Source organism: Acinetobacter sp. A47 (assembly GCF_000805455.1).
Classification (GTDB): domain Bacteria; phylum Pseudomonadota; class Gammaproteobacteria; order Pseudomonadales; family Moraxellaceae; genus Acinetobacter.
Map to the genome: position 1 here is coordinate 73823 of NZ_JSUS01000039.1, position 12793 is coordinate 86615.

10 protein-coding genes are annotated in these 12793 nt (G+C 48.3%); all 10 read right to left on the reverse strand.

Annotated features, from left to right (window positions below):
* Positions 1-2 precede the first annotated feature (2 nt).
* Positions 3-2759 (reverse strand): aconitate hydratase AcnA, encoded by a 2757-nt coding sequence (gene acnA / locus OC23_RS10030; protein ID WP_038344550.1) that lies wholly within the window; start codon positions 2757-2759, stop codon positions 3-5.
* Between the two features lie 122 nt (positions 2760-2881).
* On the reverse strand, positions 2882-3691 hold the full coding sequence (locus OC23_RS10035) for a TatD family hydrolase (RefSeq protein WP_038344551.1): 810 nt from the start codon (positions 3689-3691) through the stop codon (positions 2882-2884).
* Between the two features lie 6 nt (positions 3692-3697).
* A complete protein-coding gene (locus tag OC23_RS10040) occupies positions 3698-4606 on the reverse strand; it encodes an RsiV family protein (protein WP_038344552.1) in 909 nt (302 codons plus the stop codon).
* 119 nt (positions 4607-4725) lie between these two features.
* Positions 4726-5550: a hypothetical protein gene (locus OC23_RS10045; protein WP_227505549.1), complete on the reverse strand. Its 825-nt coding sequence runs from the start codon at positions 5548-5550 to the stop codon at positions 4726-4728.
* A 69-nt stretch (positions 5551-5619) separates the two neighbouring features.
* Entirely contained in the window at positions 5620-7209 is a 1590-nt protein-coding gene (locus OC23_RS10050; protein WP_038344555.1) for a peptide chain release factor 3, read from the reverse strand.
* A gap of 264 nt (positions 7210-7473) precedes the next feature.
* Positions 7474-8589, reverse strand: a complete 1116-nt coding sequence (locus tag OC23_RS10055) for an HlyD family secretion protein (protein ID WP_038344556.1) — start codon at positions 8587-8589, stop codon at positions 7474-7476.
* Between the two features lie 21 nt (positions 8590-8610).
* Positions 8611-10272, reverse strand: a complete 1662-nt coding sequence (locus OC23_RS10060) for an MFS transporter (protein WP_038344558.1) — start codon at positions 10270-10272, stop codon at positions 8611-8613.
* A gap of 15 nt (positions 10273-10287) precedes the next feature.
* Positions 10288-10836: a TetR/AcrR family transcriptional regulator gene (locus tag OC23_RS10065; protein ID WP_038344559.1), complete on the reverse strand. Its 549-nt coding sequence runs from the start codon at positions 10834-10836 to the stop codon at positions 10288-10290.
* Positions 10837-10984: 148 nt separating this feature from the next.
* The gene (locus OC23_RS10070) at positions 10985-12391 is read right to left on the reverse strand and encodes a methylenetetrahydrofolate reductase C-terminal domain-containing protein (RefSeq protein ID WP_038344560.1); all 1407 of its coding nucleotides are present in this window, start codon (positions 12389-12391) and stop codon (positions 10985-10987) included.
* Positions 12392-12637: 246 nt separating this feature from the next.
* The gene (locus tag OC23_RS19575) at positions 12638-12766 is read right to left on the reverse strand and encodes a hypothetical protein (RefSeq protein WP_264673652.1); all 129 of its coding nucleotides are present in this window, start codon (positions 12764-12766) and stop codon (positions 12638-12640) included.
* Between the last annotated feature and the right edge of the window lie 27 nt (positions 12767-12793).

The following is a 12793-nucleotide window of genomic DNA, read 5'->3' on the forward strand; positions in this document are numbered from 1 at the left end:
GCTTAGGCAGCAATTAGGTTACGTAAAACATAATGCAGGATGCCACCAGCCTTAAAGTATTCTACCTCATTCAAGGTATCGATGCGGCACAGCACCTTAAATTTGGCCTGACTACCATCATCCCGAACCACCTCCACATCAAGAGTCTGGTGTGGTTGAATGTCATCGGACAAGCCATGAATCGAAATCGTTTCATGCCCGGTTAAGTTCAGGGATTGACGGGTTTGTCCATCTACAAACTGCAATGGCAAAACGCCCATTCCCACCAGATTCGAGCGGTGAATCCGTTCAAAGCTTTCTGCAATCACGGCTTTGATGCCGAGCAAGTTGGTGCCCTTGGCTGCCCAGTCCCGTGATGAACCAGTTCCATATTCCTTACCGGCAATAATCACCAATGGTGTGTGCTGTTGCTGATAACGCATGGCAGCATCATAAATTGATAGCTTCTCACCAGTCGGAATAAACAGGGTATTACCGCCCTCTTCGCCCCCCAGCATCTCGTTTTTAATGCGGATATTGGCAAAGGTACCACGCATCATCACTTCATGGTTACCACGTCGTGAGCCATAGGAGTTAAAGTCTTTTGGTTCAACCCCCTGATCTTGTAAATAACGTCCGGCCGGACTGTCTTTCTTGATATTACCGGCAGGTGAAATATGGTCAGTGGTGACCGAATCGCCCAGTACTGCCAGAATCCGGGCCTGTTCAATATTGGTAATTGCCTTCGGCGGATGATTAATCTCTTCAAAAAATGGCGGATGACGGATATAGGTCGAATTACTTTGCCAGGCATAAGTCTGGCTCTGTGGAATCTGGATCGCTTGCCAGGTTGCATCTCCATCAAACACCGCAGCATATTCCTTATGGAACATGTCGGTATTCACTTTCTGTAATACTGCATCAATTTCGGACTGGCCTGGCCAGATATCTTTCAGGTAAACGTCCTGTCCGTCTTTCCCCTGTCCAATCGGTTGCGTGGTTAAGTCAGTACGGATGTTGCCTGCCAAGCCGTATGCCACTACCAATGGCGGTGATGCCAGCCAGTTGGTTTTCACCAGTGGATGTACACGCCCTTCAAAGTTACGGTTCCCTGACAGTACCGATGCCACATTCAGGTCATGGCACTGAATGGCCGCTTCAATCGGCTCGGGCAACGGCCCCGAGTTACCAATACAGGTGGTACAGCCATAGCCCACCAGGTTATAGCCCAATTGATCCAGATAAGGGGTCAGGCCTGCTGCTGCCAGATAATCGGTCACTACTTTAGAGCCGGGAGCCAGTGAGCTTTTGACCCAGGGTTTACGTTGCAAGCCTTTCTCGATCGCTTTTTTGGCCAGTAGCCCCGCAGCCAGCATGACACTTGGGTTAGAGGTATTGGTACATGAGGTAATCGCAGAAATCACCACATCACCATCATTTAAAGGATAAGATTTGCCGTCAAGGGTACAAGACGGTTGTTCATGCGTCAGATTGGCTTTTTGTGCCTCTACCGCTGTACCGCCACCCCCTTCATTCTCCAGACGCTCCTTGGCTTCTTTGGCGGGTTTCAGGTTCAGCGCCATCAGGGCATCGAAGGTTTTCGGTACATCAGACAGCAGTACTCTATCTTGCGGACGTTTAGGCCCGGCCAGACTGGCTTGCACCGTGCCCATATCCAGACTCAGGGTATCAGTAAAAACCGGCTCATCTCCGGCATTACGCCATAGCCCCTGTGCCTTGCTATAAGCCTCAACCAGCTCTATCCGCTGTTGCTGACGGCCTGTCAGTGCCAGATACCCCAGTGTCACTTCATCAATCGGGAAGAAACCGCAGGTCGCGCCATACTCTGGTGCCATATTGGCAATGGTGGCACGGTCCGCCAGAGGCAGGTCAGCCAGACCATCGCCATAGAATTCCACAAATTTACCCACCACGCCTTTTTGACGCAGCATCTGGGTAATGGTCAACACCAGATCGGTTGCAGTGATGCCTTCATTCAGCTTGCCGGTCAGTTTAAAACCGACCACTTCCGGTATCAGCATCGATACCGGCTGTCCCAGCATGGCCGCTTCAGCCTCAATCCCGCCAACGCCCCAACCGAGTACGCCCAGCCCGTTAATCATGGTGGTATGTGAATCTGTGCCAACCAAAGTATCCGGGAAGGCAAATTCCTGCCCGTCATCTTCTCCCAGCCACACTGCCTGTGCCAGATATTCCAGATTGACCTGATGGCAAATTCCGGTGCCCGGCGGAACCACGCTAAAGTTATTAAATGCAGACTGACCCCAACGCAGGAACTGGTAGCGCTCACCATTACGTTGCATTTCGATTTCGACATTCTCGGCAAAGGCCTGATCATTGGCAAAATAATCCACCATCACCGAATGGTCGATGACCAGATCAACCGGGGAAAGCGGGTTAATCCGGTTCGGATCACCGCCGGCCTGCGCCATGGCTGCACGCATGGCAGCCAGATCGACGACCGCAGGCACACCGGTAAAGTCCTGCATCAATACACGAGCTGGACGATATTGAATTTCCTGATCGGAGCGCCGGCTTTTCTGCCAGTCTACCAGTGCCTGAATATGCTCGACTTTTACACTTTTTCCATCTTCAAAGCGCAATAAATTTTCTAGCAAAACCTTGAGTGATTTGGGTAAGCGGTCAATATTGCCCAGTGTCTGTGCCGCTTGGGGAAGATTAAAAATCTGATAGGATCTGGAACCGACTGTTAGTGTTTGTAATGCATTGAAACTATTGATTTTGCTATATCTGGCCATCAGGTTGCCCTCCCAGTATTGGCTGGTTGTTTATTATGGAATTCTTTCTTTAATGTACCCCTGTTTGGGAAAGCATGTGTTCCCTTTTAGTTACCTTATTTTTAACGGGATTATGATAATGATCAGAGCTGCAAGGCTGCACATGAGTTGTGCCACAGTTGCCGGGCAAGTTGTGTTTCAGGCAGCTCAAGCAATTGGGCCAGACTGTCTAAAACATAAGGTAGATTGACAGGAGTATTGCGGGTTCGATGTTCGGTTGAAGTCTGGCAACATAACGGCGTCATATCCGGACAATCAGTTTCAATCACCAGATGTTCCGCCCCAATGGCATGCACCACCTGATGCAGTTTTTTGGCATTGGGATTGGTAATTTGCCCGGTGATGCCGATTTTAAAGCCCAGCTTGATCAGGGCCTTAGCTTCTTCCACACCTCCACTAAAGGCGTGGGCAATGCCGCCCAGCTTGAATTTCTGAGCTTTTAAGATGGCAAGGGTTTCCGCATGCGCTTTACGGATATGCAACAGCACGGGTTTTTGATATTGCCTGGCAAGTTCTAGCTGCTCATTAAAATAATGCTGCTGTCTGGCAAACAGTTCTGGCTGTTTATGCTGTTTTAAAAAGGTATCCAGACCAATTTCACCAATCGCCACACATGCATGCTGCTGCAACACCTGTTCCAGACATTGTAAATGTTCGGGCTGATGCTGTTCGATATAAAAAGGATGCAATCCGGGCGCCAGATAAGACTGCGGTACATGCTCCCAGCTTTGCAATTGCTGCTGGGTCTGGATCAGGTCATCAAATCGTGATTGTAAAAAACCGATTAACACCAATGCCTCGACTCCTACCCGCTTGGCCTGTACAGCCAGCTGTTGCCGATCATGGTCAAAATCGGCAACATCAAAATGGGTATGGGTATCAAACAGCTGCATAGGCCGTTACTTGTTCTCGCCTGCTACAGGCGCAGAGGCTGCCGGGGTGTCAACTTTTGGTAAATATTCAGGTTTTAACACCCCTTGCAATTCACTAAATGGAATCACCAGACGTGGCAAGCCGACCACGTACGGACCGATCTCGTATTCTCCATATTGCAAGATCAGGCCCTGTTCACCTAACAGGAAGTTATCAGTTACCTGAAATGGCCATGCCTGCTCATATTCTTTCGGGTCATTGGCCAGTTTTGAATCGACAATCCAGGTTTTAAAGGCATCATGTGCCAGCTGGTCTAATGTTGCCTTCTGTTTTGGCAACAACAGATCATGTAATTGCACCTGTTTCTGCTGGCTCAGGTCAAAGTTGTAATAACGTTGTGACGTTGCGCCATGCGCCCCGCCCAGATAGCTGCTGCTATTCAGTACGACGGTTACCAGTTTGCCTTTCGGCTGCAAGATTTTTGGCTTGATCATCAGGCTGATCTGGTGACTACTGCTTAGAGCCTTTAATTCTTCATCAATTTTCACGAAAGAATCAGCATATAACTGTGCCTGTGTGTCCAGATCAGAGGTCTGCGCGCTAGATTTCGGGGCCGAAGCGGCTGGTGCTTCTGTATCCACCACTTCCAGCATTTTACCAAGCTGATCCAGAATTTGCTGATCCAGTAACTGATCAATAAAGGGAAAATTGCTTTGCAGGCGCTCAACGGTAAAATCAGGACAGGTATTGCCCTTACATTCAGGCAGTTTCACTTGTACCTTGACGGTTTCTCCTTGTAACACCGGCTCAGCTGGCTGTTGTACGGCTGGCGGGTCCTGCGGCTTATCCTGTGATTGTTTTGGCTCCGATTTAGGCTGGCATGCAGCAAGCAAAACAGCACATGCAAGAACACTATATTTATACATTGTTTTCATCTGAGACCTATCAGCATTGTTATTACACAAGATTTTTAAATGCTATCGAAGTTAATGCAAAACTGCCAGAAGCGCATGCAATTTCTATACGAAACTCAAAACAGCCAGCCGCAACGATATTAAAACATTTGTTGGTAAATATCGGGCTGCAAGATGTTCCGGCTTTGTTCTGTGGTGAGATAGATATCCAGCTGGGGTGCATCCTTGCTGATTTCATTGGCACGATAATGTAAACCAATGCCCTCTCCATCAAAGAACCAGTCCGCCTGTCCCCAATACAGTTTTTTCGGCACCTGTTTTTTGACCTCAGGTGACTGTTTTGCAACCCACTGCTGATAATGCGCCTGAATAATGCCATTCAAGGCATTTTGCTGATCTTTGCGGATCACATCCAGCACGCTCAGGCTCTTTTGTAACTTGCGGTCTGCCGCAAAGAAATAGAAGCGGTCTTTTACCGCAATATCTTCTTGCTGGGCATTTACCCCTATTTGGAGCAGTACGTACTGATTACGCTGCGAAGCAATCCGGGTATTCAGATGCAGCTCGTAAGCCTTATTTTTAGAATATTTGTCCTGCCACTCATCTGACTTTTTCACATAGGCATTAATGGCCTGTTGCAGCGTCAGGTTTTTATCCAGTTCAATTTGCTGCTGGATCACCCTGGACTGATTTTTTGCAATCCAGGCATTGAGCCATACATCCTGGGTTTTTACCGTCTGGATATCAACATCAATACAGTTTTTCTTTTCACAAAATGGCAAGGCATAGTCCGCCTTGGCCTCTTTCATATTTAAGTACGGCAGCACTTCAGCTTTTTCGACTGGTGCCTCAGCCGGTTTGCTTTCGGCGGTATCGGCTTTATTTTTATCTGGATGATCACATGCGGTTAAAGCCATCATTCCAATCAAGACACTGACAGCAAAAAGTGGTTTTAAAGCATTCATTTCATCATCCTTTATTTTTAGATCGTTCAATTAAAAACAGCCTCTAATTAGAAGCTGTTTTTATACAGTTTAGTGTTCTCGTGTGTTACGGAACTGGATATCCGGCCAGCGTTCTTGCATCAACTGCAAGTTGACACGGCTTGGTGCCAGATAAGTTAAGTGACCACCACCATCAACTGAAAGCTGATCATGCGCCTTTTTCTTAAACTCATTCAGGATTTTTTCATCATCACAGTGAATCCAGCGTACCGTATGAACACTCACCGGCTCGTAAATACAGTCCACCTTATATTCTTCTTTTAAGCGATAGGCCACCACATCAAACTGTAACACACCCACAGCACCAACAATCAGGTCATTACTGATTTGTGGCATGAACACCTGGGTTGCCCCTTCTTCCGATAACTCTTTCAAACCTTTTTGCAACTGCTTCGATTTTAGAGGATCTTTCAGACGTACACGGCGGAACATTTCAGGTGCGAAGTGTGGAATACCGGTAAAGTGCAGGTCTTCACCACTGGTAAAGGTATCGCCAATCTGGATGGTGCCATGGTTATGCAAACCAATAATGTCCCCCGGCCAGGCTTCTTCCAGATGCTCACGCTCACCGGCAAGGAAGGTTAATGCATCACTGATACGGACATCTTTACCGATACGGACATGATTCATTTTCAGGCCTTTTTCATATTTACCTGAACAAATACGCATAAAGGCAATACGGTCACGGTGTTTCGGGTCCATGTTGGCCTGAATCTTAAACACGAAACCGGTGAAACCCTCTTCTTTGGCTTCGACCATACGTTCCTGGGTCGGATGTGCCTTAGGTTCTGGCGCCCAGTTGATAAATGCATCTAAAACATGGTCAACGGCAAAGTTACCTAAAGCCGTACCGAACAGCACCGGTGTTTGCTTGCCTTGCAAGAACAGTTCACGATCCAGTGGTTCATTGGCCATTTGAACCAGCTCAAGCGATTCTTCAAAAGACGACCAGGCCAGCTCACCCACCTTTTCACGGATATCGGCATGGTCATAGCCATCACGTACTTCAATATCGGTAATGGTTGAACCAAAACCGGCCTTATAGACATAGAGCTTGTCTTCAAGCAGGTTATACACCCCTGCAAAGTCACGTCCCATGCCCAATGGCCAGGTAATCGGGACACAGCGGATATTCAGGACATTTTCAATTTCGTCGAGCAACTCTAACGGTTCACGGATTTCACGGTCCATTTTGTTGACGAAGGAAATGATTGGCGTGTCACGCATACGACACACTTCCATCAACTTGATGGTTCGTTCCTCTACACCTTTTGCACCATCAATCACCATCAGCGCCGAGTCAACTGCGGTTAAGGTCCGATAGGTATCTTCCGAGAAATCTTCATGTCCCGGGGTGTCAAGCAGGTTGATGGTGTGCTTCTTATAAGGAAATTGCATCACCGATGTGGTGATCGAGATACCACGTTCCTTTTCCATTTCCATCCAGTCGGATGTCGCAGAACGGTCAGACTTACGGCTTTTGACCATCCCGGCAACCTGAATGGCCTTCCCCCATAACAACAGCTTTTCTGTCATGGTAGTCTTACCCGCATCGGGGTGGGAAATGATCGCAAAGGTGCGACGCTGGGCAACCTGTGCCGCTAATTCATCTTTAAACATGAGAAAAATCTACAATTTGATGCACCCATTTGTACCTGCAAACGGTGACCAGAACAGCCGGTGTGCGAAAGAATTAAAAATTGGCGCAATTGTAGCAGATTTCTGGTTTGATTTATCTAGCCTTTCTCTACCTGAATATACATCCATGCTTTATGCACTTATGCCAGTACGGTCAAGCTCCGTCCAACGGAAACAGGCACCCGGCTCCAGCGAGCATCTGAACAAAAGCCATCCAAATGCCTGCCACAAGCCAGATATGAACCATCAGGAGCTGGTATCGACCGAGGTAATCACCGACATGCCGGGACGCAGATTCTCAATCCCCTTCTGGTCCGGATCAATCGAAATACGTACTGCAATACGTTGCACCACCTTGGTAAAGTTGCCTGTCGCATTGTCCGGTTTCAATACGCTAAATTCAGAACCGGAGGCCGGTGAAATCTGCTCGACATGACCGCTAAACTTCTGATGCTTCATCGCATCGACAGTAAAGTAGGCTTTTTGCCCGATTTTCATGTTGGCAATCTGGGTTTCCTTAAAGTTGGCAATGACCCAGGTCTGCTGCGGAATCAGATAAAGCAACTGTGTGCCTGCAGCAACGTATTGTCCAACACGGGGATTGACCTCGCCAAGTTGCCCATCAAGTGGCGCAACGATGGCACTATAATCCTTGGTGGTATTGGCCTGATCCAGTTGGGCCTGAGCACTGTTGACCTGTGCTTTCAATCCCGTCTCGGCAACCTGGGCAGTTTTTAATGCTTCCCTGGCCACCAGGATATTCGCCTCTGCCTGTTTCAGCTGGGCAAGGTTATTTTGTGCATCCGCAGCAGCCTTGTCTTGCTCAGACTTTGAAGCGGCCCCGCTATTTCCAAGCTGTTGATAACGCTTTAACTGTGCCACAGATAAATCATACTGGGCTTTTACCTGATCCAGTTTGGCTTGGGCAGAAACCACATCAGCCTGACGCTGGGCAATTGCCTGTGTCTGGTTGGCCAGGCTGTTTTTAGCCTGTTCGACACCCGAAGCCGCCTGTGCCACTTTCTGGTCATAGGTGGTTGCATCAATATGCATCAGCACCTGTCCCTGCTTCACATGATCAAAGTCTTTTACCAGCACGTCCTTGATATAGCCGTTAATCTGCGATGACAAAATCGTGGTTTTGCCCTTCACATAGCTATTATCGGTCTGTTCAATTGCCGAACGGAATGGGCCAATCCCCCATGCCCACAGCACAATTAAAGCCCCCACCACAAAAACCATGAACATCCAGATCAAGGTCGTCCGGCTCGTCGAAATGGTTTTACTCGGCGGTGGTGGCGCAGGCGTGGCCTGGGCCGGTGTCGTTGCTGTCGGGGTCGGTGTATTTTGATTTTCAGACATCTGCTTTTCTCAATAAAATAATCATTCAATAGCGGTCGCTTGCTGCTGTTTGGCTTTTTTCTTCGCTTTTAACATCAGGATCACCACACCAAAAACACCCCATATAAAGATAAAGAGTGCAAACATTGCATTTAAGATAATGACATCACTATAGGCACGAACCTGTGCTTCGCGGGCAACCACGCCATTTAAATTGCGCAGTGCCTTGTCTTGCTGGCGCTGTGCGTCAGGATCGGTACTGGCACTGCCGTACTGGTAGGTTTTCAATCTTTGTGCCACCGTCGGATCAGTCACCGGCAGGTTATGGTTCAGGTCACTGACATAGTATTGGGTGCGCTGTTTCTGATAGGTATTAAACAGGGAAGAACCGACCAGACCGCCAAAGTTCTGGGTCACCGAAAACAGCACGACAATGGTGATGATGTATTGCGGCCCCTTTAACAGGCCTTGTCCCAGCGCCAGCAGCAATAAAATCGGGATAAAGGAACCGGTTGCAAAACCGATCAGGAACTGGCTGAGATAAAAGTTAGAAGGCCGGATATCGTGGGTCAGGCTATAGTCCCACATACAGGCGAACACGATCATCAGTACGGCAAGCAGTAAATACGGCACTACCCGTTTCAGGGTAAATGTAAGCGCACTAAAAACTGCACCGATTGCCGTCCCCACAAAAATGACCTGATATAGCGGTACGAACTGGTCTGGCCCCATTCCCATGGTTTTTAAAAAATTCACCATGGCCACAGTCTGTTCAGAAAGGATCAGCCGTAAAATAAAGGCACCGATCATAAACAGCAAGATTTGCCGGGTTCCCAGCCAGCGGGTAATAATCAGCGGATTAACCCGGTAATGCTCCAGCAACAAGCCCAGCATCACAAAACCGAAACCGGCAATAATCAGATAAGCCAGCCAGGGAGCATCCAGCCACCATACAATCGGCCCTTGCGTCAAGGTAATGGACAGGCAGGCAAAACCGGAAATCAACAGGATCGCCGTTATGAAATCCTGCTTTTCAAACAGTTCCTGTCTAAAGCCCCGGGGAAGCTTTAACGCGACCACCAGAGCCAGGGTACAAATGGCAATGCCCAACTCAAAGGTATAGAGCGTATCCCAGCTATTGCCTACCGTTAAAGCAGGCGAAATGATCCAGGCCAGCGGTATTCCCAGTTGCTGCAAGCCAAACGAGAGATAGATCGCCTTGACCACATCGTCTTTGGAAAAAGCCTGCATGGTGTAATACATGCCCAGGGAAAATAATGGTGCCGTTGCAAAACCGGCAATAAAACGTACCACCAGAGCCATTTCATAGGTTTTGACAAACAGATGAAGGATTAATACCCCAATAAATGCCAGCAGGCCCAGCTCGGTAAACAAGCGCACCCCAAACTGTTGACGGGCTTTAAAAATCAGTAAATTTGAACTGACGTTGGCAATGACATACATGGCAGGTAGCCATGCAGCCTGTGAAGGCGTCAGTCCATATTCGCCCTGAAACAGCGGCAGGTTTGCCGTCACCAGCCCGTTATTGAGCATGGCCGTGACCGAGATAAAAATACCAATCAGCAAATAGGCCAAACGCTTGGCTTTTCCATGCTGGACCGAAGCAGGAGTCCCGGACAATAATGGCCGTTCTTCTGCTGTCCAGTCTGGCACGCTACCAATAATACGGGGTTGTTGAGCCATCGCTTCACCTCTCGATTAATTTTTGATGCCGTTTAACAACAAGGTTACGGCACGTCTGGCCAAGCGGGCTTGCTCATCTGTGGCATATCCCTGAAAGGAAGAACCAAGAATTGAAGTGATGATTCCAAAATCCTGAGCTGTCAGGTCCGGACGGCACAGCTTATGCCGGATTGCCTGATCAATAAGGGGTTGCAAGATTCTTTCGCGTCTTTCATAGATATCCAGCATGACCGGATCATGCCGGTCAAGAATCCGCCAGTAGTCGGTTAGCACAACCAGTAGCGGCAGTTCATTCAGCAGATCTTCTATCAGCCGGATCAGGCCATCATCAAACTGCAGGAACGCTGTGGCCCGTCGTTCCAGTAGCCGGGTACCTTTTTCCAGCAGGGCCACAATCAGAGCCTTACGGTCATCAAAATTCCGGTAGAACGTAGCCCGCCCTACCCCGGCATGGTCAATAATGACTTGTAGCGGCACATAGACCCCATGAGTGCGGAGAATTTCTTCGGCGGCATTTAGAAGCTCATCACGATTTTGTGCGGCTAACTGTTGACGGCTTGGCATAATTTTAAGCCTATGGATAAATATGTCACATTAGAACGGACACCAGTGTCCGAAGTAAACATGTCAAATATGCCGATTTTGTTGAATTTTGGTAAAAGTCTATGTTCAAGCCATCAAATCGTAAAAAGACACCGTGGATCTGGAACGGCTATTTGTCTGCAGGACGAAACCAGTTTTTCCATGAACTTGTTGCACGCGTTTCAATTGGAACTGCCGGGATTAACTTGCTTTTTAATACTTCAGTCCGGTCTATACGTTTCGCCAATCTTGCCTTAACCGAGTGGATACACTCACGATCGCCAAACTCACACCGGTCCAGACGGGTTCCCCCACAGGGCCCATTGGCTAAACCTTTGGGACAGGTTTCAGGACAGATATATAGCGTCTCATCTAGCCGGCATGTACCGCAGCTTTCACAACCGACCAGCCGGTTTTTGCTCCAGTGCTCAAGGTTGAGCAAAAGCCGATGCGGACGGCGCCTGTTCCAGAAACTGGCCTTGAAAATAAAACGGCCTATCCCGATTGCAGTACGAGATCCAAAAAACATGTAATGCATGAGATGCATGTTTTTATATTTGGCCACCTGCATCGCTGACACAGGTTTTACAAGGGCAGGTCGCTCTGGCTGAAGCGCCGTGGCAGAATCTGTATGCCAGAGTTGTTGCCATGCCTTGATGCACTCCTCTAGAGACAAGTTCTGATACTGCTCCAGAGAACGTTCAAGTTTCTGCTGCTGTTTTGGCTGGTGGCAGGCAGACAGGTGCACCCCTACATAACCAAGCTGCTTACAAATCAGGATCTGCAAGGCACAACGCGCATAGACATTTGCCTCAGCCTGGAGTGGATCGGCCTGATACTCGCGTTCCAGCACATCCACAATATGCGGTGCAATCACTAGCCCGGCAACCTGGTTTTTCAGCATAAATTGCGCACGCTTGAGCGTAAGCGGCATTACGCAGGCAAATGCAGGAAAGTTTGCATAATGTTGTGAAATAAAGGACTGGCATTGCAAAATACAATCCAGATCAAAACCAAGCTGGGTAATGAGAAAATCGGCCCCGGCCCTGATCTTCTTGTGTAATTTCAGGTACTGGGCATCCCGTTCTGCCTCCGTATATTTAAATGGATTAAACGCCACACCGATCTTGAAGCCACCCCGCTGTCTGGCCGCCATCACGGCACTGACAGACTCTAGATAACGGGTCCGTTGCGCCGGTTGGCCAATGCCAAAATGATGGTTTTTAAGCTTGTCGCCACTGAGTAAAAGCAGGTTCCGGTAACCTTGGCGGGCGGCCTGATCCAGAAAGCACTCTAGCTCCCTGATATCCCGTCCCTTTCCAGAAAAATGTAAAAGTTTTTCAATTTCAGCAGGATAGTTTTTTGCCAGCGCAAGCGGTGCAGGATCATCATCACTGTGCACCCGATCGGCCAAAGTCATGATGGCAGGAAAACCAGCCAAGCTTTGACGAATGGCGTGAGTGTCTGGAGCAGAACATAAATATTCCACCAGAAAACAGAACTGCTGCCGCTCTAAACACTGAGAAAATAAAGACATAATAAAAGAAAATGAAGCGGGTAAAAATCAGGGATGGCCGGGTGGAAGGAATTATAAATGACAGCACTAAAAAGTAAAACTTGCGCCCCGCTGCCCGCTATGGCGTGTCCTGCTTTGTAGTTGTGGCCCGCTACACAATGGCTTCTCAACTTCATGCCAACTCACAACATGAATTTCACTCAGTTTTTGGTGAAACTAAATCATTTTTATTCATGTCATGATTCAAGTATAAATGACCTCATGCTCTTAACGCAGACGATGTGAAAGTTGATTCTGGCCAGCATGTTCAGGCAAGCCTCCATCAAAACTGAACCCAGGATTGACGGCAAAGTACCAGAACACTGGCGCGTCCAGCCACAAAGAGCCCACAGACATTCAGGTTTATCTCAGAAATTAGGGGAG